Source organism: Brenneria populi (assembly GCF_036016195.1).
In the GTDB taxonomy this organism is placed as follows: domain Bacteria; phylum Pseudomonadota; class Gammaproteobacteria; order Enterobacterales; family Enterobacteriaceae; genus Brenneria; species Brenneria populi.
The window spans coordinates 134,287-158,573 of record NZ_JAYWTM010000022.1; the positions used below are offsets into that span (position 1 = coordinate 134,287).

Here is a 24,287-nt window from a genome sequence, read left to right on the forward strand (position 1 = left end):
AATAGACCGGGTCGATCGCAGTTAAAAAAAGGTTTTCCTTATTTGTTATATAAAACCTATCCTGAATGTTGCTGATTATAAGGTGTTATGCGGATTACTCTCTGGTATACCCGTCATACTTCAAGTTGCCTGTGCGTTGGCCCTGTTACTCGCTCCATCCGTGGGGCCGCCGCAAGCGCCGTGCAAAAACGCTTTGGCGTTTTTGTCCTGCAACTCGAATTATTTAGGGGATATAACTGAGAATATATCGGCTAAATTGATCTCCAATCAAAAATAAAAATAGCGCTCGCCGGATTGATTTTGCGTTGCGCCATGTTATTTAGTGCGATAAGTGCTGCGCCGCCGCTTTACTGACATTCCCGATCTCATCCAGCAATTCCAGCCATTCCGGCTCCAGATCGCCGGCATCGATGCCTTTGCGCAGCTGCTGCTCCAGGTAGCAGCAGATTTGCTTCAAGCGCGGAACGCCGCTGTAGCTGCAACTGCCGTGTAATTTGTGGATCAGATCGAGGATCCGATCGCTGGGTTGGCCATTCATCATGTTCTCAACCTGCCGGCTCACCTCCGGCAGAAAGTCCAGCAGCATCTGTAGCAGTTCGCGCGCCAGCTCCGGTTTATTGGCCGCCTGCCGTTGCGCCAGCTCCCAGTCCAGAGAGCGTCGGCCCTCCTGCGCTTCATCGGCCGGCGCTTGGCTATGGGAATAGCGGGACAGCGCCTTTTTCAGCATCTGTTCGTCAATCGGTTTCGCCAGGTAATCATCCATCCCCGCCTGGAGCAAACGGTCGCGCTCGTCGCTCATGGTATGGGCGGTCACGGCGATAATCGGCGTTTGGGCGTGATTGGGAAGCTGGCGGATTAACTCGCTGGCGCGGATACCGTCCATGCCCGGCATCTGGATATCCATCAGAATAATATTGATCTCCCGCTCCCGGGCCTGGTGGATGGCCTCCGCGCCGTTTTCACACAGAATGATATTCTCCACCAGCTCTTCCAGCAGCGTGCCGATCAATTTCAGATTGGCCGGATTATCATCCACCGCCATGACGCTGAGCGGCAGGCGTTCGGCGGACGGCAACGGCGGCTGCGCCGTCTTGACATTTTGCGGCGGGAAAGGCGGCTGGGATAACGGGGTGTCTTGCAGCAGCGGCAGCAGCCGGGGCGCGGAGATCGGTTTGCTCAAACAGGCGTGAACGCCAAACAGCTTCAGCTGCTCGGCGTCCATTTGCGCCAGGCTGGGCAGCGCCAATATCACGCAGGGCGCGCGCCGGCAAACGTCCCGCAGCTTGGGCGTATAATCGAGCAGTTTGTTGCGGTAGTGAACCGGAATGCCCAGCAGCAGAATATCAAAAGGCGCATCGGGAAGCTGTTCCAGGGTGGCGCTGTAGCTGACCGTCAACGGCGTTTGGCTGAGAATATCCAGCGTAGCCTGCGCCGCCGCCGGATTGGATTCGATATACGCCAGGCTTTTGCCCTGCAGCATAGGATATTTGTTGTGCGTCGGCGCGGCGTGGGGGTTCAACGGCAGGTTGATATGGAACCAGAAGGTGGAGCCTTTATTCAACTGGCTGTGAAAGCTGATCGTGCCGCCCATCTCTTTGATCAGCCGCTGGGTGATCACCAGGCCAAGCCCGGTTCCCCCGTGGCGGCGTGAAATACTGGTGTCCGCCTGGCGGAAAGCCTGAAACATCTGCGACTGCTGCCGTTCCGCAATGCCGATGCCGGTATCGCGGATTTGAACTTCCAACTGAACCTGGCGATGCTCCTGCCGGCGTTTCTCCACCCGGATGTCGATGTTGCCCTGTTCGGTGAACTTAATGGCGTTCCCCAACAGGTTGGTGATGATTTGCTGCAGCCGCATCGGATCGCCGACGTACTGTTCCGGCACGTCATTTTGAATATCGAGCGTGAGCTCCAGCCCCTTTTCATGCGCGGTATGGGCCAGCAGCATCACCACTTCGTCCAGCGTGTTATGCAAGGAGAAGGGAATATTTTCCAGCACCAGTTTGCCGGCTTCCAGCTTGGAGAAGTCCAGTACGTCGTTAATGATGTTGAGCAGATTATTGGCGGAGCGTTCGATGGTCAGCAGGTAGTCGGTCTGCGTCGGATTCAGCGAGGTTTTCAGCGTCTGGCGGGTAAAGCCGATGACGCCGTTGAGCGGCGTTCTTAATTCGTGCGACATATTCGCCAAAAACTCGGACTTGATGCGCGCCGCTTCCTGCGCCCGTTTTTTCGCCAGATCCAGCTCGACGTTCTGGATCTCCATTTGTTCCAGGGTTTCCCGCAGATCGTAGGTGGCCTGATCGATATTCTGCTGCATCTCTTCATGATAGGCGGTTAACGACATCGCCATTGAGTTGATGCCGTTTTTCAGCATATTCAGCTCGCCCAGCATATGGCCTTCAACCCGGCTGTCCAACTGCCCGCGGCGGATTCTATCCACCGTTTCGACCATGTTGCGGATGGGCGCGGTGACGTCCCGCATCAGACGATAGGCAAACAGTACGGCAATGCCCATACAGAGCAGCAGCAGCAGGCCGACGATAAGAATTTCCTGGTATTGCTGGAGCTTGAGGGCGTTGATATCCAGCTCGACGGCCAGGTAGGCGATAGGCCGCGTAACGTCAGGCAGGGCCGGGCTGACGTTATGGGTGAATTCGCTATCCCCCATGATGGGCATATGCAGGATCAGCAGGCTGTCGGTGCGGTAGAGGCGCAGGCCGCCGTTAGTGGGCGGCTCCGCGCTCAGGCGTTCAGGCAACGTTTTATGACGAATGTTGGTGGTGACGATCAGCCGATCCTGGGCGTCGAAGATGCTGATGGCTCTGATGACATCGGAATGGCGGCGGTGCAGGGTATTGATCAGCGGCTGAAGCGTATCCAACTGGTTTCTGGCGATAGCATAAGCGCTGGCGACCGCCAGCGGCTCAATAATACTGGCTCCGGTATCGGCCAGCTGCGACTGCAGTTGGTTATAGCGGTTTATGCCGAAAAACACGCTGAGCAGCAGCCCGATCAATAATGTCGGCGCCAGAACCAGTATTAACATACGCGCACGCAGACTGTATTTGGTCATGTGGCTCCAATGTGGGAGAATTCAGCCTTACCCGCTATCTTGACAGCAATCATTGGGTATCAATCAACATTACAGCTTAAAAATTAGGGCGTTTATATACCTAAAATAATTCGGGTTGCCGGACAAAACGTTATCGTTTTGCACAACGCGCGGCGTCGGCCCTTGACGGGCGGGCTCCGAGGGGCCGGGTAGCAAAGCCCGCGCGTCTGCAGCTTGAAGTATAAAGGTATAAACCGATTGTAAATTATGGCGCAATTCTACTCTCCAAACCGGCGCGTGACGACCCGGCAAATCATAACCGTAGCGGTAGACTCGCTGGACCCGTTTGGTCAAGGGGTGGCCCGTCATCAGGGTAAAACGATTTTTGTCGCCGGCGCGTTGCCGGGGGAACAGGCGGAAGTGCAACTGACGGACGAAAAGCGTCAGTTTGCGCACGCCAAACTTAAGCATCTATTGACGCGCAGTCCGCAGCGCGTAGCGCCGCGGTGTCCGCACTTTAACGTCTGCGGCGGGTGCCAGCAGCAGCACGCCGATATCGCGCTACAGCAGCGCAGCAAATCGTCGGCGCTATTGCATCTGATGGCGCGGGAAACGGGCGTGAGCGCGCCCGCCGGCGATCCTATCTGCGGCCCGGCTTACGCATATCGGCGACGGGCGCGGCTTGCGTTATACTATCAGGCGAAGCGGCAGCGCCTGCTGATGGGGTATCGCCAGGCCGGATCGCACGATTTGGTCGATATCCGGGCCTGCCCGATACTGCGGCCCGAGCTGGAAGCGCTATTGGCGCCGCTGCGCGATTGCCTGGGAAGCCTGCAGGCGGTAAGGCGGTTGGGGCACGTAGAGCTGGTGCTGGCGGATAACGGCCCGTTACTGGTATTGCGCCACCTCGATCCGTTGAGCGCCGCCGATCGCCGGGCGCTATGCGACTTCGCGCAGCGGCATGCGGTTTCGGTCTATCAGGCCGAGGATGCGCAGTCCCTGAGCCGTCTGCACGGCGTCGAGCCGGTATACCGCATTGCGGGGTTAACGCTGGCATTCAGTCCGCGGGACTTTATTCAGGTCAATGATGCGGTCAATCAGCAAATGGTCGGCCAGGCGTTGGCCTGGCTGGACGTTCAGCCGGAGGACCGGATACTGGATCTGTTCTGCGGGATGGGCAATTTCACCCTCCCTTTGGCGCAGCGGGCGGCCGGCGTTGTCGGCGTCGAGGGCGTGGCGGCGTTAGTGGAAAAAGGGCGCGAGAACGCCCGGCACAACGCCCTTGAGAACGTCACATTTTTTCACCAAAATCTTGAAGATGACGTCACGCGGCAGCCCTGGGCCGCCCAGGGTTTTGATAAGATATTGCTCGATCCGGCGCGTGCCGGCGCCGCGGGCGTTATGGCGCAAATCGTCAGGCTGTCTCCCCGGCGCGTGGTGTACGTTTCCTGTAACCCGACGACGCTGGCGCGCGACAGTAAAATATTGCTCGAAGCCGGTTACCGGCTGGCGAATGTGACTATGTTGGATATGTTTCCGCATACCGGGCACCTTGAATCGATGGCCCTGTTTTTACGCGATTCCGGCGAGGCGGATACCCAGTAGGTTTCGACGCGCCGGCGGCTTGGAAGATGACGGGGATGAGTAGGGAGAAATTATGGTTGCGGTAAGAAGTGCGCATATGAATACGGACGGCGAGTTTGTCGCTGACGCGTGGATTGCTTCGCTTGGATTAACCAGCCAGCAGTCGTGTGAACGTTTAGCCGAAACCTTGCGTTACTGTGAACAACAAACTCAGGATCATCCCGATGCCGTGCTGCTGCTGTGGCGGGGAATCGAGATGGTTGAAATACTGTCCACCCTGAGCATGGATAACGACAGCATGCGCGCGGCGCTGCTGTTTCCGCTCGCCAACGCCAATGTGGTGGATGAAGCCACGCTGGGCGAAAAATACGGCAAAAGCATTGCGGATTTGGTGCACGGCGTGCGCGATATGGATGCGATTCGCCAGCTCAAGGCCACCCAGACGGGCTCCGTCGCTTCTGAACAGGTGGATAACATCCGCCGTATGCTGCTGGCGATGGTGGAGGATTTCCGCTGCGTGGTGATCAAGCTGGCGGAGCGCATCGCCCACCTGCGCGAAGTGAAAGACGCCCCGGAAGAGGAGCGGGTGCTGGCGGCGAAAGAGTGCAGCAATATTTATGCGCCGCTCGCCAATCGCCTGGGGATCGGGCAGCTCAAGTGGGAGCTGGAAGACTTCTGTTTTCGCTATCTGCACCCGGAAGAGTACAAACGCATTGCGACGCTGCTGCACGAGCGCCGCATCGATCGCGAACAGTACATCGACGATTTCGTGAAAACGCTGCGCGCCGCCATGAAAGAAGAAGGGGTGCAGGCGGAAGTCTACGGCCGCCCCAAACACATCTACAGCATCTGGCGCAAGATGCAGAAAAAATCGCTGTCGTTTGACGAACTGTTCGACGTGCGCGCGGTGCGCATCGTGGTGGAGCGTCTGCAGGACTGCTACGGCGCGCTGGGGATTGTGCATACCCACTATCGCCATCTGCCGGACGAGTTCGACGACTACGTCGCCAACCCGAAACCGAACGGCTACCAGTCCATCCATACGGTGGTGCTGGGGCCGAAGGGCAAAACGCTGGAAATCCAGATCCGTACCCGCCAGATGCATGAAGACGCCGAGCTGGGCGTGGCGGCGCACTGGAAATATAAAGAGGGCACGGTGGCGGGCGGCCGTGCGGGCTACGAGGGGCGGATCGCCTGGCTGCGCAAGCTGATCGCCTGGCAGGAAGATATGGCGGATTCCAACGAAGTGCTGGATGAAGTACGCAGCCAGGTGTTTGACGATCGGGTTTACGTCTTTACGCCGAAGGGCGACGTGGTCGATCTGCCGGCCGGCTCGACGCCGCTGGATTTCGCCTACCATATTCACAGCGATATCGGCCATCGCTGCATCGGCGCGAAAATCGGCGGACGCATCGTGCCCTTCACCTACCAGTTGCAAATGGGCGATCAGATAGAAGTGATCACCCAGAAACAGCCCAACCCGAGTCGCGACTGGCTGAACCCCAATCTGGGCTATATCACCACCAGCCGCGGGCGTTCTAAAATTCACAACTGGTTCCGCAAACAGGATCGCGACAAGAACATTCTGGCCGGCCGTCAGCTCCTGGACGACGAGCTGGAACACTTGGGGATCGGCCTGAAGACGGCGGAGAAACTGCTGCTGCCGCGTTATAACGTGAATTCGCTGGATGAACTGCTGGCGGCGATCGGCGGCGGGGACATTCGTCTCAACCAGATGGCGAATTTCCTGCAATCGCAGCTTAAGCAGCCCAGCGCGGAAGAGCAGGATCGTGAAGCGCTGCGCCAACTGACGCAAAAATCTCCGCCGCCGGCGCCGCGCAACAAGGATAACGGGCGCGTGGTGGTGGAGGGCGTGGGCAACCTGATGCATCACATCGCGCGCTGTTGCCAGCCGATCCCCGGCGACGATATCACCGGGTTTATCACCCGCGGGCGCGGGATCTCCATTCACCGCTCGGACTGCGATCAGTTGGAAGAGCTGCGTAGCCATGCGCCGGAGCGCATCGTGGACGCGGTGTGGGGCGAAAGCTACTCCAGCGGTTACTCGCTGGTGGTGCGGGTGACGGCCAACGATCGCAGCGGCTTGTTGCGCGACATCACCACCATTCTGGCGAACGAAAAAGTCAATGTGCTGGGCGTGTCCAGCCGCAGCGACACTAAACAGCAGTTGGCCACCATCGATATGGAGATCGAGATTTATAACTTGCAGGTGCTGGGCCGCGTGCTGGCCAAGCTCAACCAACTGCCGGACGTGATCGACGCGCGCCGCCAGCAGGGAAGCTGAATCGGTTTTTCTTTGGGGGGCTTTTACCATGGCGTAAGCAATTACGCTGAGGCGGGCGACCCCGCGCATGTTATTACCCAATTTTTAAATTGAGATACCCAATGAATTCACCCGCTATTGAGCGCCTGCTTGGCGTGATGAAAACCCTGCGCGATCCGCAAAACGGCTGTCCGTGGGATCGTAAACAGACCTTCGACACCATCACCCCTTACACGCTGGAAGAGACGTACGAAGTGCTGGACGCCATCAGCCGTAAAGATTTCGACGACCTGCGCGGCGAGCTGGGCGATCTGCTGTTTCAGGTGGTGTTTTACGCGCAAATGGCGCAGGAGCAGGGGCTGTTCGATTTTTCCGACGTCTGCAACGCCATCAGCGACAAGCTGGAGCGCCGTCATCCGCATATCTTCGCGGGCGCGGCGGCGCCGGCGGACGGCAAGGCCGCGCTGGCAAGCTGGGAACAGACCAAGGCGCAGGAAAGGTGCGAAAAAGATCGCCACTCGCTGGTGGATGATATTCCGGATGCGCTGCCGGCGTTAATGAAAGCGCAAAAAATTCAGCAGCGTTGCGCCTCCGTCGGTTTTGACTGGAACAGCCTGGGGCCGGTTGTCGATAAGGTTTACGAAGAAATTGATGAAGTGATGCATGAGGCGCGGCAGGCGGTTATTGATGAAGACAAACTGGGCGAAGAGATCGGCGATTTATTGTTCGCCACCGTCAATCTTTCGCGCCATTTGGGGCATAAGGCCGAACGGGCGCTGCAAGAGGCCAATCGCAAATTCTGCCGTCGCTTCCGTCAGGTGGAACAGCTTATTAGCCAGTCCGGCCGCACTATGGAGCAGGCCACGCTGGAGCAGATGGAAGCGGCGTGGCAGCAGGTGAAACAGCAAGAAAAAAGCAGCTGACCCGGTTTTTATTATGAATGCGTTATTTTCATAGCTTATTATTCATAATAAAATGATTTTTAGATGATTTTCTGTTGGGCATGACGGGATGTGAACTCCCGAAGCCGCGGGGATGAAATCGCCGCGACGGGCAAAACGAACAATTGTGGCGCCCGGCCGGTTCCGGTATACTACTTTCCCGTCTTGGTCTTTCCATCGTCTTTAAACCTAAACTCTCAGGTTCAGCATGACAACTAATTATATTTTTGTGACCGGCGGGGTCGTATCCTCTCTGGGTAAAGGCATTGCCGCAGCCTCTCTGGCGGCTATTCTCGAAGCCCGTGGCCTCAACGTTACCATCATGAAACTGGACCCGTACATCAACGTGGATCCGGGCACGATGAGCCCGACTCAGCACGGTGAGGTCTTCGTCACCGAAGACGGGGCGGAAACCGATCTCGATCTGGGCCACTACGAGCGCTTTATCCGCACCAAAATGTCTCGCCGCAATAACTTCACCACCGGCCGAATCTACTCCGACGTGCTGCGCAAAGAGCGCCGCGGCGACTATTTGGGCGCGACCATCCAGGTTATCCCCCATATTACCAATGCGATTAAAGAACGCATTCTGGAAGGCGGCGAAGGGCATGACGTGGTGCTGGTGGAAATCGGCGGCACCGTCGGCGATATCGAATCGCTGCCGTTCCTCGAAGCGATTCGCCAGATGGCGGTTGAAGTGGGCCGTGAGCATACGTTGTTTATGCACCTGACGCTGGTGCCTTACCTGGCCGCCGCCGGCGAAGTGAAAACCAAGCCAACCCAGCATTCGGTTAAAGAACTGCTTTCCATCGGTATTCAGCCCGATGTGCTTATCTGCCGTTCCGACCGCACCGTGCCCGCCAATGAGCGCGCAAAAATTGCTTTATTCTGTAATGTGCCGGAAAAAGCGGTAATCTCCCTTAAAGATATTGATTCCATTTATAAAATTCCGTCGCTATTGAAATCTCAGGGGCTGGACGATTATATTTGTAAACGATTCAGCTTGAACTGTCAGGAAGCAAACCTGTCAGAATGGGAACAGGTGGTGTACGAAGAGGCCAATCCGGGCGGCGAAGTGACCATCGGGATGATCGGCAAATACGTCGCTCTGCCCGATGCCTATAAGTCCGTTATCGAAGCGCTGAAGCACGGCGGTTTGAAGAATCGCCTGACGGTGAACATCAAGCTGATCGATTCGCAGGATGTTGAAACCCGCGGCGTTGAAATTCTGAAAGATTTGGACGCTATCCTGATCCCCGGCGGATTCGGCTATCGCGGCGTTGAAGGTAAGGTGATGGCGGCACGCTACGCCCGCGAACACAATGTCCCCTACCTGGGGATTTGTCTGGGGATGCAGGTCGCATTAATGGAATTCGCCCGTAACGTCGTCGGTATGGAAGGGGCGAACTCGACGGAGTTTGTGCCAGAATGTAAGTACCCGGTGATTGCGCTGATTACCGAATGGCGCGATGAAGACGGCAATATCGAAGTGCGCAGCGAAGACAGCGACCTGGGCGGCACCATGCGCGTCGGCGGGCAGCAGTGCCACCTGGCGGAAGGCAGCCTGGTGCGCCAGCTCTACGGCGAGCCGACGATCGTTGAACGTCATCGCCATCGTTACGAAGTCAACAACATGTTGTTGAAACAGATTGAGGCGGCGGGATTGCGTGTTGCCGGTCTTTCCGCCGATCGCAAACTGGTGGAGATCATCGAATTGCCCGATCATCCGTGGTTCGTGGCCTGTCAGTTCCACCCGGAATTCACATCGACGCCGCGCGATGGGCATCCGCTGTTTGCCGGTTTTGTAAAAGCCGCCGGCGCGTATCAAAAGCGCCAGGTGAAGTAAGGTTTTGCCAGCGCCGCGCGGACTTTGCGCGGTGTTCGTCTGAGGTTTTAGTTTAACTGTACTGAGGAAAATCTAATGTCCAAAATTGTTAAAGTCATCGGTCGTGAAATCATCGACTCACGCGGAAATCCAACTGTTGAAGCCGAAGTGCATCTGGAAGGCGGTTTTGTTGGTCTGGCTGCCGCGCCGTCAGGGGCTTCCACGGGTTCTCGCGAAGCGCTGGAACTGCGTGACGGTGACAAATCCCGTTTTCTGGGCAAAGGCGTAACTAAAGCCGTTGCCGCAGTAAACGGCCCGCTGGCTCAGGCTATCCTGGGCAAAGACGCGAAAGATCAGGCGAACATCGATAAGATCATGATCGACCTGGACGGGACTGAAAACAAATCCAAATTCGGCGCTAACGCCATTCTGGCCGTTTCCCTGGCCGCCGCTAAAGCCGCCGCCGCCGCCAAAGGCCTGCCGCTGTATGCCCACATCGCTGAACTGAACGGCACTCCGGGCCAGTACTCTATGCCTCTGCCGATGATGAACATCATCAACGGCGGCGAACACGCCGACAACAACGTCGACATCCAGGAATTCATGATTCAGCCGGTCGGCGCGAAATCCGTTAAGGAAGCGATCCGTATCGGTTCCGAAGTGTTCCACAACCTGGCTAAGGTGCTGAAAGCCAAAGGCATGAACACCGCAGTCGGCGACGAAGGCGGCTATGCCCCTAACCTGGAATCCAACGCCGCCGCGCTGGCCGCTATCAAAGAAGCGGTGGAAAAAGCCGGTTACGTGCTGGGTAAAGACGTTACGCTGGCGATGGACTGCGCGGCTTCCGAGTTCTACAACAAAGAAACCGGTAACTATGAACTGAAAGGCGAAGGCAAAACCTTCACTTCTCAGGAATTCACTCATTACCTGGAAGGCCTGACCAAAGAATATCCGATCGTTTCCATCGAAGATGGCCTGAACGAATCTGACTGGGACGGTTTCGCTTACCAGACCAAAGTTCTGGGCGACAAAATCCAGCTGGTTGGCGACGACCTGTTCGTAACCAACACCAAAATCCTGAAAGAAGGCATCGAAAAAGGCATCGCTAACTCCATCCTGATCAAATTCAACCAGATCGGTTCTCTGACCGAAACCCTGGCTGCAATCAAGATGGCGAAAGACGCCGGTTACACTGCCGTCATCTCTCACCGTTCCGGCGAAACTGAAGACGCCACCATCGCCGACCTGGCGGTAGGTACGGCGGCCGGTCAGATCAAAACCGGTTCCATGAGCCGTTCCGATCGCGTTGCTAAATACAACCAGCTGATTCGTATCGAAGAAGCGCTGGGCGCGAAAGCACCGTTCAACGGTCTGAAAGAAGTGAAAGGTCAGGCTTAATTTTTAGCCTTTTCCTGTTTGCTGATAACGGCTCCTTCGGGAGCCGTTTTTTTTGGTGTGCCGGGCATGCTCGGCAGCTCGCGGGGGAAAGTCCCCCGTCCAGCCTGATGGTGACGAAGGACTAGAGAAGCGCAAGGGCGTCGTCGTGAGGCGGGGTCTTAAGAAAGCCTGAAATAAAACCATGACCTGACGAACAGAAACCCGATACAAGGCCTATCGCCCACGGCGGTCGCTACGCGATGCTCGATGACGGCATGAGATTCAGCCTGGTGCCGTGGCGGCCAGTGATAGAACAACGGCTGGGACAGTAGATCGCCGCGACAGTGCGCGGCGGTGGTGTGTCGTGGGAGATTGGGCCGCGGCGGGGACTTTCGATTTAAGCACGCTCGATGTGGGGATTGTGTTTCGCACGGCGATCTAGCTTGCTTGCGTGGAGTTGTTACGCTCGGCAGGGATCTCCAACGCTTGCAGCAATACAGAAAGGTGTTCATCGAGACTTGACAGCACATCGGGAGGTAGCGCCGAAAGCACAAGGCGCTCGTTCTCAACGTGTCCCTCGACAGCACGATTGATCAACGCAAGCCCCTTACGCGTGAGTTGCACGAGCGTACTGCGGGCATCCTGTTCGTTGGGGACGCGCTCGACCAAGTTTCTTATTTCCAGCCGCTTGAGTCGATGGGTCATCGTTCCAGAAGTCACCATCAACGTGGAGAACAGTTCGGTCGGACTCAGGCGATACGGCGCACCGGCGCGTCGCAGTGTGGCCAGCATGTCGAACTCCCAAAGGTTCAGGTCGAATTTCGCAAATTCGGACTCCAGGCGCTGATCCAGAAGCGCCGCGCATCGCTTGATGCGTCCGATCGGCCCCATCGCGCTGACATCAAGGTCGGGGCGCTCCCTCTGCCACTGTTCGAGGATGACATCCACCGCGTCGCGTTGTCGTTGATTGGATTGATTCTTCATTTGTCTTGACTTCAAGATAAGTGGTTGGCACAATCATATTATCTTGAATTGAAGGTAAGTTACAAGGTCATGTCAACAACAATCTCATCGCCCCACTGGCGCGATGTCATGCTCACAGCAGTGGCCCCGGCAATCTGGGGTTCCACCTACATCGTGACATCGGAACTCCTGCCGCCGGATCGCCCTTTCACGGCTGCACTCATCCGGTCGCTGCCCGCAGGTCTGCTGCTGCTTCTGTTTACCTGTCGAATGCCTGCCCGGCGGGACTGGTGGCGCTTGCTGGTGCTTGGGGCGTTGAACATCGGCATCTTCCAGGCCCTGTTGTTCGTAGCAGCTTATCGCCTGCCTGGAGGTTTGGCGGCAGTGCTTGGCGCGATCCAGCCGTTGCTGGTGATGGCGCTGGCCTGGGCCGTGGATGGACGGTCGCCTGCGCAAACTACTTTGTGGTCGGCAGTCGCGGGCATGTTTGGAATGGCTATTCTGCTGTTGTCACCGCAGACGGTGTTCGAGCCCGTTGGGATCGCCGCCGCCGTGCTGGGAGCAGCGTGCATGGCGGCTGGCGTGTGGCTGACACGTCGTTGGCGACTAGACCTGCCCTTGTTGCCACTGACAGGCTGGCAACTTGTCATCGGGGGCTTGATGCTTGCGCCCGTGGCGTGGCTGGCCGATGCGCCGCTACCCCCCTTGGGGCGTGTGGAATGGGCGGCCTACGCCTACCTCTGCCTGGCCGGCGCTTTGCTGGCCTATGCGCTCTGGTTTCGTGGCGTGGCCCGCCTGCCGACAGTAGCCGTTGCATCCCTGGGGTTGCTAAGTCCTCTTACCGCCGTGGTACTGGGCTGGGCGCTGCTTTCGCAGTCAATCACGGGAACTGCACTTTTGGGACTGTTGATCGTGCTGGTCAGCGTCTTCGCCGTGCAATGGACAACGGCGCGTAGCAAGTGACCATCGCCCCTCTCAACCCTTCTCTTTTCTATCAGGCAATGACATGAATACTTCCGTACAAAGCGCGATTGAAACTTGAACATCCGTCAATAACTTTCAACCCAATCGCCCGCTGGATGATGATGCCATTACAACGCTGGTTGACCTGGCCGCGAAGGCGCCGTCTGCCTATAACTTGCAGAACTGGCGATTCATCGCCGTACGCTCGGAAGACGCCAAAGCGCGCCTGATGAGGGCAGCGCTGCAATCCAGCATAGAAGCCAATATCATGGATCAACGGGTGGTCGATGCGGGGGTGGCACAGGCAACCGCGTCCCATGAAGATAACTCAGTATTGCAGCGTGACTGGCGGCAATGACCCTGATGCTGGCAGCGCAAGGCATGGAATTGGGCTCGTGCGCGATGGGTGGATTTGATGCAGAACGGGTAGCTCAGGAGTTTGAGCTTTCCGTCACTGAATTGCCGGTGGTGATCGTCGCTGTCGGTCATCCGGAAATCAGCAACTGGCCGCAGAAGCCACGCAAGCCCCTGCCTGAAATTCTTGCCATCGTTTGACGGAGACGGTGCTGTTCGCCCGCACCACGCCCAGCACGCGCCTGACCCGCGCGGGCAAGCTGCTCTCCGATCATATGCCGCGCGAAACTCCCTCCGTACTGACAGAAATTTTTCCCCAAATTTCTGGGGATCCCTCAGGGCGGAAGTGTTTTTCAACGTCGCTCACGACGGCTCGCGATAAAAAGCTTGCCGCCCATCTCAAAATCCGCTTTTTGCGAATGCAGTAATTCATCACCAGAACTACATTATTCAGACTGCTGGTTTTATTAATATGAAATGCCTTTTTATAAAATATTTGAGGCCGATCGGTAAGTTCTTTTCTAGGGTGCCAGCAGCGGTCATCCGATGGCAAAAGCACAAAGGTGCCGCTACGGTCCGAACGTTACCTTAAATGCCATGGCAGGCAAAAACCGTCAGCTATGACACCTTCATAAAAAATGACCGAGGAAGGATGGTAATGAAAACACGTAAGATCGGGTTGGCTAATTATCTGGCCTATGGCTCGGGCGACTTTCTTGGCGCGGGCACCACCGCATTGACCGCTGCCTGGTTACTCTATTTCTACACCACGTTTTGCGGTTTAACGCCGATTGAGGCGACCTTTATTTTCGCGATGGCGCGCGTTCTGGATGCCGTCGTCAGCCCGTTAATGGGCTTCCTGACCGATAACTTCGGCTCCACCTGGTTGGGCAAGCGCTTCGGCCGGCGTAAATTCTTTATCCTGCTCGGTATTCCCTGCGTATTCAGCTACAGCTTTATGTGGGTGAGCGACATGGGATATTGGTACTACCTGCTGACCTATCTGCTGTTTGATGTCGTCTACACCATGATTCTGGTGCCGTATGAAACGCTGGTGCCCGAAATGACCGACGACTTCAAACAGAAAACCAAATTCTCCGGCGCCCGTATTGCCTTGGCCCAGCTTTCCGCCATTCTGGCCGCCTTTCTGCCCGGCATCCTGCTGGGGTATTTGGGTAAGGACAACGCCATCTCCTTCTTCTACTCCAGCCTGGTGTTCTCCGTCATCTGCGCGCTGGTGCTGACGATGGTGTATGCGTTCACCTGGGAGCGGCCGCGGGATCAAATGTCCGAGGCTTCTCTGCGGGCGGAAAAAGAGCGCCAGTCCCTGACGCTGGCGGATAGCCTGAAACGGCTGAACGTTGAGCTGCTGTCGACGCTGCGTATCCGTATTTTCCGCCAGCACCTGGGGATGTATCTGGGCGGCTATATCGCCCAGGATGTGTTCAACGCCGTATTCACCTATTACGTGGTCTTTGTGTTGATGCAAAGCCCGACGGTGGCGTCCAACCTGATGGGCACTATGGCGATCCTGCAATTTATCTCGGTCATCGCCATGATCCCGCTGTGTATTCGCTTCGGACCCGCGCCCTCTTACCGCCTGGTGGTTTGCCTGTTCGGGCTGAGTGCGCTCTCTTATGCTTTCCTCTGGTACAGCAATATGCATGATGCGTTTTCTCTGCTGCTGCTGATTTCCGCGCTGGCGGGTTTAGGCCGCGGCGGCATCAACTACGTGCCGTGGAATACCTACACCTATATCGCCGATGTTGATGAGGTGATTACCGCGCAGCGCCGCGAAGGGATCTTCGCCGGCATTATGACCCTAACCCGCAAGGCTTCCCAGGCCGGCGCGGTGATGCTGGTGGGGATCGTGCTGCAGCTTTCCGGCTTCGTCTCCGGGCAGAGCGTACAGGCGCCGGGCGTCAGTCATACGATTTTGATGATCCTGAGCTTCGGCACGGTAGGGGTTCTGGCGCTGGGCTTCCTGGTTTCCCTGCGTTTCAAACTCAACCTTCAGACGCACAGCATACTGCGCGAAGAAACCCAGAAGATGCGCGATGCCGGGCGGCTGGTCCCTGAACAGATCACGCCGGAGGCGCGGGCGGTGGTCGAAAACCTGGCCGGTATGTCTTATGAGTCGCTGTGGGGCAACAACAACATCGGCTACCTGAACCGCAATAAGGTGAAACCGATAACGCGCGTGCCCCAGTCCTGAATGTCTTGAATTGTTAAATGATAACTAAATTGGATGATTTGCTATGACCGTATTCAGCGTAAAACATAGTCCGCTTTTGCGTCAGCCCGAACGCTTTATCTCCCGTGAGGAGCTCAAGGCGCTGATTTGCCGCATCACGGATAATCTGGTGAATATTGAAGATAAAACCGGCGAGTTTCTCCTGCGGCTGGACGATGGCCGGGTGATCGACACTAAAGGCTGGGCCGGCTGGGAGTGGACGCACGGCATCGGGCTGTACGGTATTTACCAGTATTACCAGCAGACCGGCGACGAGCGGATGCGCGCCATTATCGATGACTGGTTCGCCGCGCGTTTGGCGGAAGGCACGCCGACCAAAAATGTGAATACCGTGTGTCCTTTTCTGACGCTGGCCTATCGCTACGAAGAGACGGGGGACGCCCGCTGGCTGCCCTATCTGGAGCGCTGGGCGGAGTGGGTGATGTACGAAATGCCGCGCACCCAAAAGCGGGGATTGCAGCACATTGTTTACAACAATGAAAATATCGAGCAATTGTGGGATGACACTCTGATGATGAGCGTGCTGCCGCTGGCGAAAATCGGCAAGTTGCTAAATCGCCCGGAGTTTGTGGAAGAGGCGACGTACCAGTTCCTGCTGCACGTTCAGTATCTGATGGATCGTCAAAGCGGCTTATGGTTCCACGGCTGGACGTTTGCCGAGCGGCATAACTTCGCCAAGGCGCGTTGGGCGCGGGGCAATAGCTGGCTGACCGTGGCGATCCCCGAGTTTATCGAACTGCTGGATTTGCCGGAGCATAACGCTACGCGCCGCTTCCTGCTGCAAGTGCTGGAAAGCCAAATTGAGGCGCTGGAGAGATATCAGGACGACAGCGGCCTGTGGCACACGCTGATCGACGATCCGCAATCGTATCTTGAAAGCTCGGCGACCGCGGGCTTTGCCTACGGCATCTTAAAAGCGGTGCGTAAGCGCTATGTGGACAAGCGCTATGCGCCGGTCGCGGAAAAAGCGATTCGCGGCGTTATCAATCATGTTAACGCGCAGGGCGAACTGACCCAGGTTTCATTCGGTACGGCGATGGGCCGCGACCTTGATTTCTATCGTGAAATCGCCCTGACCTCCATGCCGTACGGGCAGGCGATGGCTATCCTCTGCCTGTCGGAGTATCTGCGGGTCTATCTGTAATAACCAGGACGGATATCCCCGCCGCCCGGGACGGCGGTTGAGCGTTCTCGTCCGCGCGTGGGGGAGGGATGTTTGGCGCGGCGCCGGCTATCTGCGATAATGCGTTTTTATGTTACGGGCAGAAGTGGAAAAGCATGCGCTACCCGATTAATGAAATGTTTCAGACGCTGCAGGGCGAAGGCTATTTTACCGGCGTTCCGGCGGTGTTTGTGCGTCTGCAAGGGTGTCCGGTCGGCTGTAGCTGGTGCGATACCAAACATACCTGGGACAAACTGGCCGAGCGGGAAATTCCGCTGGAACAGGTGCTGGTTAAAACGCAGGAGAGCGATGGCTGGGGGGCGGCCAGCGCCGAAGATATTGTGGCGTCGATCGCTCGGCAAGGCTATACCGCGCGCCACATTGTGATCACCGGGGGAGAGCCCTGTATTCACGACCTGGCGCCGCTGACGCTGCTGCTGGAAAAGCAGGGCTTTAGCTGTCAGATTGAAACCAGCGGCACGCATGAAGTTCGCTGTTCGCCCAAAACCTGGGTGACGGTCTCCCCGAAAGTGAATATGCGCGGCGGCATGAAGGTTATCGATCGGGCGCTGCAGCGGGCGGATGAAATCAAACATCCGGTCGCCCGCGAGCGCGATATTGAGGACTTGGATGCCCTGCTGGCCCGGCTGGAGGATGACAAGCCGCGGATTGTGGCGCTACAGCCGATCAGTCAGAAAGAGAGCGCCACCAGGCTGTGCATCGCCACCTGTATCGCCCGTAACTGGCGGCTTTCCATGCAGACGCATAAATATTTGCATATCGCCTAGTTTTACCATCTCCGCCGTTCCCGCGCAGGCGGTAGCCTGCTTACACCGGCATCTCGGCGTTGCCTGAGCTTGCCGGCTACTCGCCTCTATAGATACAGCCCGCGGTGCAGGTCTCTTTTACCATCACCGCGCTCAGCGCCGGCAGCGACGGCTTTAACCGCTGCCAAATCCAGTGCGCCAGCACTTCGCTGGTGGGGTTTTCCAGGCCGGGAATATCATTCAGGTAGTGATGATCCAACTGCTCCCACGTTGGTTTAAACGCGGCTTTGAGCTCCGCGAAATCCACCACCCACCCGGTGTGCGGGTCAACCTCGCCGGTAATTTCCAAGCGAACCATAAATGAATGCCCATGCAGGCGTCCGCATTTATGTCCTGCCGGAACGTGAGGCAGACGGTGAGCGGCCTCAAATTGAAAATCTTTAAATAGCGTGGTGACCATGGTGTTGCTCTCGGTTTCTTAAAAATTAGCTTTCGGTAGAAGCTGTTCGCACATAACAACGTAAAAACCGTCGCATACTACCGGAAATTACGGCATGAAGCACGTTTAGCCGCCTGCGGCGCAGCGCCGGACGCAATGATTCCTCCGTATGGGGCAGAAAAATAATAGGCGAATTATAGGCTGAATAATTAATTAATCGCGATCTATAACACTTTAACCAATAAGCCTTATCAGAAAAACCATTTAGTCGTTTTGGTTATTTGATATGTCCATCATTTCTTTAATTGTTAAGATGCGGGTGGTTAACCTTATATTCCATTCATCTTTTTATTGTATGAATTTGTATTAGCCTGGTCACAAGCACAAGGAAATAGAGATCATAATGACAACTCCGGTTTCTCCGACTTCGTTGCTCCCGTTGAGTGCGGATCAATTAACGCGTTTACAGGCGGCGACCGGTGATTTTTCACCTACGCAGCTTGCCTGGCTGTCCGGTTATTTTTGGGGTCTGCTGCAGCAACCCGCAGGGCAGCAGCTTCCCGGTTCCGCGGCGATCGCCGCGCAGACGGCCCCGGCTGCGCTCTCCGTTCCGGTTCAGAGCATTACGCTGATTTCCGCTTCTCAAACCGGCAACGCGCGGCGGGTCGCGGAGCAACTGCGGGATGACCTGCTGAACGCCAAGCTGGCGGTGAACCTGGTGAACGCCGGCGATTATAAATTCAAGCAGATCGCGCAGGAAAAATTGCTGCTGGTGGTCACCTCGACGCAGGGCGAAGGCGAGCCGCCGGAAGAGGCGATCGCGCTGAACAAATTCCTGTTTTCCAAAAAAGCGCCCGCGTTAAAGGATACCGCGTTCGCGGTATTGGGGCTGGGCGACTCCTCCTACGAATTCTTCTGCAAAGCCGGCAAGGATATAGACGGCCGGCTGGCCGAACTGGGCGCGGAGCGGCTGTTGGAACGCGTCGACGCGGATGTCGACTATCAGGCTAAGGCCGAGCAGTGGCGTCGGCAACTGGTGGATATTCTTCAGGCCCGCGTGCCGGTGCAGGGAACGGCGGTCGCCACGGTAAGCGCGAGCGGCGCGCTGGACGAGATCGCCAGCAGCCCTTACGGCAAGGCGTCGCCGCTGCGGGCGACGCTGTCGGTGAATCAGAAAATCACCGGCCGCAACTCGGAAAAGGACGTGCGTCATATTGAGATCGATCTGGGCGATTCCGGTCTGCGCTACCAGCCGGGCGATGCGCTGGGCGTATGGTATGAAAACGATCCGGCGCTGGTGCAGGAACTGCTTGAGCTGCTGTGGCTGAAAGGCGACGAAAGCGTCACGGTGGAGGGGCAATCGCTGCCGCTGTCGCAGGCGCTACGCAGCCATTTTGAACTGACGCAGAATACCGCGCCGATTGTCGAAAAATATGCGGCGCTGTCGCGTGACGAAACCTTGCTGTCGCTTTTGGCGGATAAGCCGGCTTTACAGCAATTCGTTCAGCGGACGCCGCTGGTGGATATGGTGCGCCGGGCGCCGGTTGAGCTGACGGCGGAACAGCTTATCGGCCTATTGCGTCCGCTGACGCCGCGTCTCTATTCCATCGCCTCTTCGCAGGCGGAGGCGGAAAACGAAGTGCATATCACCGTGGGCGTGGTGCGTTATGACATCGACGGCCGCGCGCGCGCCGGCGGCGCGTCGGGCTATCTTGCCGATCGCCTGAAGGAAGATGATGAAGTCCGGGTGTTTATCGAACATAACGATAATTTTCGTCTGCCCGCCGATCCGGACGCGCCGGTGATTATGATTGGCCCCGGCACCGGGATCGCGCCGTTCCGCGCCTTTATGCAGCAGCGCGAGGCCGATGGGGCGGGCGGTAAAAACTGGCTGTTCTTCGGCAACCCGCACTTTACGGAAGATTTTCTTTATCAGGTGGAGTGGCAGCGCTATGTGAAGGACGGCCTGCTGACGCATATCGATCTGGCCTGGTCGCGCGATCGGGCGCACAAGGTTTACGTTCAGGACAAACTGCGGGAGAAAGGCGCGGAAGTGTGGCGCTGGCTGCAGGATGGCGCGCATCTGTACGTGTGCGGCGACGCCAATCGCATGGCGAAAGATGTCGAACAGGCGTTACTGGATGTGGTGGCCGAGCACGGCGGCTTGGACGCCGAGCAGGCCGATGAGTTTTTGAGTGATTTGCGCCTTGCGCGCCGTTATCAGCGAGATGTGTACTAATGAGCAAAAAACCATTATCAGATGAAGCCGCCGCGATGAGTGAAAAACATCCCGGCCCATTAGTCGTCGAAGGAAAACTCGCTGACGCCGAGCGCCTGAAAAAAGAGAGCGACTTTCTGCGCGGCACTATCGCCGAGGATTTGCTGGACGGTCTGACCGGCGGTTTTCACGGCGATAACTTTCTGCTGATCCGTTTTCACGGCATGTATCAGCAGGATGACCGCGATATCCGCGCCGAACGCGCCGAGCAGAAGCTGGAGCCGCGTCACGCCATGATGCTGCGCTGCCGTTTGCCGGGCGGCGTTATCACGCCCCGGCAGTGGCTCGGCATCGATAAATACGCCGCCGAAAATACGCTGTACGGCAGTATTCGCCTGACCAACCGCCAGACGTTCCAGTTTCACGGTATTCTGAAGCCCAATGTGAAACCGGCGCATAAGCTGCTGAACAGCCTAGGGCTGGACTCGCTGGCGACCGCCAACGACGTTAACCGCAACGTGATGTGCACCTCGAATCCGGTGGAGTCCGAACTGCATCAGCAGGCGTATGCGTGGGCGAAGAAAATTTCCGAACACCTGCTGCCGCGCACGCGCGCCTATGCCGAGATTTGGCTGGATCAGGAGAAGGTCGAGACCACGGACGAAGAGCCGATTCTGGGGGCCACCTATCTGCCGCGCAAATTTAAAACCACCGTGGTGATCCCGCCGCAGAACGATGTGGATCTGCACGCCAACGATCTGAACTTCGTCGCCATCGCTGACAACGGACGGCTGGTCGGCTTCAACGTGCTGGTGGGCGGCGGGCTGTCGATCGCCCACGGCGATAAGGCGACCTATGCGCGCACCGCCAGCGAACTGGGGTACATTCCGGTAGAGCATACGCTGGCGATCGCCGAAGCGGTGGTGACCACGCAGCGCGACTGGGGCAACCGCACCAACCGCAAGAATGCGAAAACCAAATACACGCTGGAACGGGTGGGCGTCGAGACCTTTAAGCAAGAAGTGGAGAGACGCGCGGGCGTGCGGTTTGAATCGGTGCGCCCTTATGAATTCACCAGCCGCGGCGATCGCATCGGCTGGGTGAAGGGCATCGACAATAAATGGCATCTGACGCTGTTTATCGAAAACGGCCGCATCCTGGACTATCCCGGCCGGCCGTTGAAAACCGGGCTGGCGGAAATCGCTAAAATCCATAAAGGGGATTTTCGGCTGACGGCGAACCAGAACCTGATCGTCGCCGGGGTGCCCGCGCGCAGTAAAGCGAAGATCGATGCGCTGGCGCGCGCGCACGGATTGATTGACGATAGCGTCACGGAACAGCGTAAAAACTCCATGGCCTGCGTTTCCTACCCGACCTGTCCGCTGGCGATGGCGGAGGCGGAGCGTTTTCTGCCGGAATTCGTCACCAAGGTCGAAGACATTATGCAGCGGCACGGCGTCGGGGATGAACATATCGTCCTGCGGGTCACGGGCTGCCCTAACGGCTGCGGGCGCGCGCTGCTGGCGGAGATCGGCCTGGTGGGGAAAGCCATCGGCCGTTATAACCTGCATCTGGGCGGCAACCGGCAGGGCACGCGTATTCCGCGCATGTACCGCGAGAATATCACCGAGGCGGAGATCCTCGATGAGATCGACCGGCTTATCGGGCGATGGGCGCAGGAGCGTACAGATAATGAAGGTTTCGGCGATTTCACCATTCGCGCCAACATTATCAAACCGGTGCTGGATCCCGCGCGCGACTTCTATGACTGACAGGAGGGGCTGATGTCTGAACTTAATCTTGACGCGCTCAATGTGCTGCCTAAGGCGGAGCAGACGGCGGCGCTGGCGGAGGTTAACCGAAGCCTGGAGGCGCTGTCCGCGCAGGAGCGGATAAGCTGGGCGCTGGAGAATCTGCCGGGGGAGTATGCGCTGTCCTCCAGCTTTGGTATCCAGGCGGCATTATCCCTGCATCTGGTGACGCGGCAACGGCCGGATATTCCGGTCATTCTGACCGATACCGGCTACCTTTTCCCGGAGACCTATCGGTTTATTGATACCCTGACCGAACAGTTGAAACTGAATCTTCGGGTCTACCGCGCCGAACTGTCGCCCGCCTGGCAGGAAGCGCGCTACGGTAAGCTGTGGGAGCAGGGGGTTGAGGGCATCGAGCGTTACAACCAGATAAACAAGGTGGAGCCGATGAACCGGGCGCTAAGCGAGCTGAAGGTGAAAACCTGGTTCGCCGGCCTGCGGCGCGAACAATCCGGCAGCCGCGGGCATCTGCCGGTGCTGGCCGTACAGCGCGGGGTGTTCAAATTTCTGCCGGTTATCGACTGGGATAACAAGCAGGTTTATCAGTATCTTAAGCAAAATGGCCTGGGCTATCACCCGCTGTGGGATCAGGGCTACCTCTCGGTGGGCGACACGCACACCACCCGCAAGTGGGAGCCCGGCATGAGCGAGGAAGAGACCCGTTTCTTCGGCCTCAAGCGCGAGTGCGGTCTGCACGAAGGGTGAATGGCGAAGCCGGGCGTTTACCCGGCTTTTTCCCCGGGTTATTCCATTACGGAACTTGTCATTCCAATTCGGCATTTCATAAGTGTTCCATCCGCACCGTATAGTCACTTTATCTATTTTTTAACTTTGCTAAGGCGATTGTGAACTATCTTCCCCTATTCGCGGACCTGCGCGACCGCCCGGTGCTGGTGGTCGGCGGCGGTGAGGTCGCCGCGCGCAAAATCGAACTGCTGCAACGCGCCGGCGCCGAGATAAAGGTGGTCTCCCAGTCGCTGTCGGCGCATTTGGCCGCGCAGCATCAGGCCGGCCGGCTGGAGTGGGTCGCCCGGCATTTTACCCCCGAGCTGCTGGCGGAGGTGTTTCTGGTTATCGCGGCAACCGACGACCGCCAACTGAATGCGCGCGTCTTTGAGGCCGCCAATCAGCGCCGTCTGCTGGCGAATGTGGTGGACGACCAGCCCAAGTGCTCGTTTATTTTTCCTTCCATCGTCGATCGCTCGCCGCTGGTGGTGGCGATCTCCTCCGGCGGACAGGCGCCGGTATTGGCGCGCCTGCTGCGTGAAAAACTCGAAGCCTTGCTGCCGGTCACGCTGGGCGCCATGGCGCAACTGGCGGGCGGCTGGCGCGATCGTATCAAGCAACGCCTGCACTCTTCGGGCGAGCGCCGCCGTTTCTGGGAGCGCCTGTTCTACGGGCGTTTTGCCAATCTGGTGGCGGCGGGCAGGATGTCTCAGGCGGAAGAGGAGCTTCGGCATCAGCTTGAGCAGCAGCAGGACGAACAGCAAAAGGACCCCGCCAGCCGGGGCGAGGTCGCGCTGGTCGGCGCGGGGCCGGGAGACGCGGGGCTGCTGACGCTGCGCGGCCTACAGGTTATTCAGCAGGCGGATGTGGTGCTGTACGACAGCCTGGTGAGCGCCGATGTGCTGGAGCTGGTGCGGCGCGACGCCGAACGGATTTGCGTCGGCAAGCGCGCCGGCGGCTGCTCGGTTTCTCAGGATGAAATTAATCGGCTTATCGTCTCGCAGGCCCGGCAGGGTAAACGGGTGGTGCGCCTGAAAGGCGGCGATCCCTTTATTTTCGGCCGCGGCGGCGAAGAGCTGCAGCAGGTGGCGCAGGCCGGCATCGCTTTTCAGGTCGTGCCGGGTATTACCGCCGCCGCCGGGGCGACGGCCTACGCCGGAATACCGCTGACGCACCGGGACTATGCCCAGAGCACGGTGTTTATTACCGGCCACGGCCGCCATGACGGCCAGGCGCTGGAGTGGGAGGCGCTGGCGCGCAGTCGTCAGACGCTGGCGATTTATATGGGAACGCTGAAGGCCGCCGATATCGCTCGACAGCTTATCGCCCACGGCCGCAGCGCCGAAACGCCGGTCGCGGCGATCGGCCGCGGCACCCGACACGACCAGCAGGTGCTGATCGGCTCATTGCGGCAGTTGGAACAATTGGCCCGGCAGGTGCCGACGCCGGCGCTGTTGGTGATTGGCGAAGTGGTGAATCTGCACCATGAGATCGCCTGGTTTGGTCAGCAAGCGCTGACGGCGCGTCATGATAGCCGTCCGTCGGTAGTGCATTTGGCTTAAGG

Annotated in this window: 20 protein-coding genes and 1 pseudogene; 18 read left to right on the plus strand and 3 right to left on the minus strand. The window is 57.8% G+C overall.

Annotation, left to right across the window (positions count from 1 at the left end):
• Nucleotides 1–319: 319 nt before the first annotated feature.
• Nucleotides 320–3,073 carry a two-component sensor histidine kinase BarA gene (barA, locus tag VSX58_RS17925; RefSeq protein WP_327619280.1) on the minus strand — a complete coding sequence of 918 codons (2,754 nt, stop codon included), beginning with the start codon at nucleotides 3,071–3,073 and terminating at the stop codon, nucleotides 320–322.
• 246 nt (nucleotides 3,074–3,319) lie between these two features.
• On the opposite strand from barA, the gene rlmD reads away from it, so the two are divergent.
• The 6 genes from rlmD (at nucleotide 3,320) to VSX58_RS22595 (ending at nucleotide 11,395) form a co-directional block, all read left to right on the plus strand.
• Nucleotides 3,320–4,657 (plus strand): 23S rRNA (uracil(1939)-C(5))-methyltransferase RlmD, encoded by a 1,338-nt coding sequence (gene rlmD / locus VSX58_RS17930; RefSeq protein WP_327619281.1) that lies wholly within the window; start codon nucleotides 3,320–3,322, stop codon nucleotides 4,655–4,657.
• Nucleotides 4,658–4,709: 52 nt separating this feature from the next.
• A complete protein-coding gene (gene relA, locus VSX58_RS17935) occupies nucleotides 4,710–6,941 on the plus strand; it encodes a GTP diphosphokinase (protein WP_327619282.1) in 2,232 nt (743 codons plus the stop codon).
• 101 nt (nucleotides 6,942–7,042) lie between these two features.
• Complete coding sequence (mazG, locus tag VSX58_RS17940) at nucleotides 7,043–7,843, plus strand: nucleoside triphosphate pyrophosphohydrolase (RefSeq protein WP_327619283.1); 801 nt, start codon at nucleotides 7,043–7,045, stop codon at nucleotides 7,841–7,843.
• 226 nt (nucleotides 7,844–8,069) lie between these two features.
• A complete protein-coding gene (gene pyrG, locus VSX58_RS17945; protein ID WP_327615468.1) occupies nucleotides 8,070–9,707 on the plus strand; it encodes a glutamine hydrolyzing CTP synthase in 1,638 nt (545 codons plus the stop codon).
• 75 nt (nucleotides 9,708–9,782) lie between these two features.
• On the plus strand, nucleotides 9,783–11,084 hold the full coding sequence (gene eno / locus VSX58_RS17950) for a phosphopyruvate hydratase (RefSeq protein ID WP_327619284.1): 1,302 nt from the start codon (nucleotides 9,783–9,785) through the stop codon (nucleotides 11,082–11,084).
• Nucleotides 11,085–11,299: 215 nt separating this feature from the next.
• Complete coding sequence (locus VSX58_RS22595) at nucleotides 11,300–11,395, plus strand: DUF3363 domain-containing protein (RefSeq protein WP_433913813.1); 96 nt, start codon at nucleotides 11,300–11,302, stop codon at nucleotides 11,393–11,395.
• A gap of 106 nt (nucleotides 11,396–11,501) precedes the next feature.
• Here VSX58_RS22595 and VSX58_RS17960 read toward each other — a convergent pair whose 3' ends face one another.
• The gene (locus VSX58_RS17960; protein ID WP_327619285.1) at nucleotides 11,502–12,047 is read right to left on the minus strand and encodes a MarR family winged helix-turn-helix transcriptional regulator; all 546 of its coding nucleotides are present in this window, start codon (nucleotides 12,045–12,047) and stop codon (nucleotides 11,502–11,504) included.
• Nucleotides 12,048–12,116: 69 nt separating this feature from the next.
• On the opposite strand from VSX58_RS17960, the gene VSX58_RS17965 reads away from it, so the two are divergent.
• The 8 genes and pseudogenes from VSX58_RS17965 (at nucleotide 12,117) to queE (ending at nucleotide 17,547) form a co-directional block, all read left to right on the plus strand.
• Nucleotides 12,117–12,989 carry an EamA family transporter gene (locus tag VSX58_RS17965; protein WP_327619286.1) on the plus strand — a complete coding sequence of 291 codons (873 nt, stop codon included), beginning with the start codon at nucleotides 12,117–12,119 and terminating at the stop codon, nucleotides 12,987–12,989.
• 136 nt (nucleotides 12,990–13,125) lie between these two features.
• Nucleotides 13,126–13,215: pseudogene (locus VSX58_RS17970) on the plus strand (nitroreductase family protein); the annotation flags it as partial.
• A gap of 3 nt (nucleotides 13,216–13,218) precedes the next feature.
• A complete protein-coding gene (locus tag VSX58_RS17975; RefSeq protein ID WP_327619287.1) occupies nucleotides 13,219–13,347 on the plus strand; it encodes a hypothetical protein in 129 nt (42 codons plus the stop codon).
• Nucleotides 13,344–13,544: a nitroreductase family protein gene (locus VSX58_RS17980; protein WP_327619288.1), complete on the plus strand. Its 201-nt coding sequence runs from the start codon at nucleotides 13,344–13,346 to the stop codon at nucleotides 13,542–13,544. Before VSX58_RS17975 ends, VSX58_RS17980 begins: the two co-directional genes overlap by 4 nt.
• Nucleotides 13,545–13,552: 8 nt before the next feature.
• Nucleotides 13,553–13,771 (plus strand): hypothetical protein, encoded by a 219-nt coding sequence (locus VSX58_RS17985; RefSeq protein WP_327619289.1) that lies wholly within the window; start codon nucleotides 13,553–13,555, stop codon nucleotides 13,769–13,771.
• A 230-nt stretch (nucleotides 13,772–14,001) separates the two neighbouring features.
• Nucleotides 14,002–15,558, plus strand: a complete 1,557-nt coding sequence (locus VSX58_RS17990) for an MFS transporter (protein WP_327619290.1) — start codon at nucleotides 14,002–14,004, stop codon at nucleotides 15,556–15,558.
• A 43-nt stretch (nucleotides 15,559–15,601) separates the two neighbouring features.
• Nucleotides 15,602–16,741 (plus strand): beta-galactosidase BglB, encoded by a 1,140-nt coding sequence (gene bglB / locus VSX58_RS17995; protein WP_327619291.1) that lies wholly within the window; start codon nucleotides 15,602–15,604, stop codon nucleotides 16,739–16,741.
• Between the two features lie 134 nt (nucleotides 16,742–16,875).
• Nucleotides 16,876–17,547: a 7-carboxy-7-deazaguanine synthase QueE gene (gene queE, locus VSX58_RS18000; RefSeq protein WP_327615927.1), complete on the plus strand. Its 672-nt coding sequence runs from the start codon at nucleotides 16,876–16,878 to the stop codon at nucleotides 17,545–17,547.
• Nucleotides 17,548–17,623: 76 nt separating this feature from the next.
• Here queE and queD read toward each other — a convergent pair whose 3' ends face one another.
• A complete protein-coding gene (gene queD, locus VSX58_RS18005) occupies nucleotides 17,624–17,986 on the minus strand; it encodes a 6-carboxytetrahydropterin synthase QueD (RefSeq protein WP_327615906.1) in 363 nt (120 codons plus the stop codon).
• Nucleotides 17,987–18,368: 382 nt separating this feature from the next.
• On the opposite strand from queD, the gene cysJ reads away from it, so the two are divergent.
• From cysJ to cysG, 4 genes are all read left to right on the plus strand, one after another.
• Complete coding sequence (gene cysJ / locus VSX58_RS18010) at nucleotides 18,369–20,204, plus strand: NADPH-dependent assimilatory sulfite reductase flavoprotein subunit (RefSeq protein WP_327619292.1); 1,836 nt, start codon at nucleotides 18,369–18,371, stop codon at nucleotides 20,202–20,204.
• A gap of 35 nt (nucleotides 20,205–20,239) precedes the next feature.
• Nucleotides 20,240–21,955 carry an assimilatory sulfite reductase (NADPH) hemoprotein subunit gene (gene cysI / locus VSX58_RS18015; RefSeq protein ID WP_327619309.1) on the plus strand — a complete coding sequence of 572 codons (1,716 nt, stop codon included), beginning with the start codon at nucleotides 20,240–20,242 and terminating at the stop codon, nucleotides 21,953–21,955.
• 12 nt (nucleotides 21,956–21,967) lie between these two features.
• Nucleotides 21,968–22,702 (plus strand): phosphoadenylyl-sulfate reductase, encoded by a 735-nt coding sequence (locus tag VSX58_RS18020; RefSeq protein ID WP_327619293.1) that lies wholly within the window; start codon nucleotides 21,968–21,970, stop codon nucleotides 22,700–22,702.
• Between the two features lie 140 nt (nucleotides 22,703–22,842).
• Nucleotides 22,843–24,285, plus strand: coding sequence for a siroheme synthase CysG (gene cysG, locus VSX58_RS18025; RefSeq protein ID WP_327619294.1), 1,443 nt, complete (start codon nucleotides 22,843–22,845; stop codon nucleotides 24,283–24,285).
• The last annotated feature ends 2 nt before the right edge of the window (nucleotides 24,286–24,287 follow it).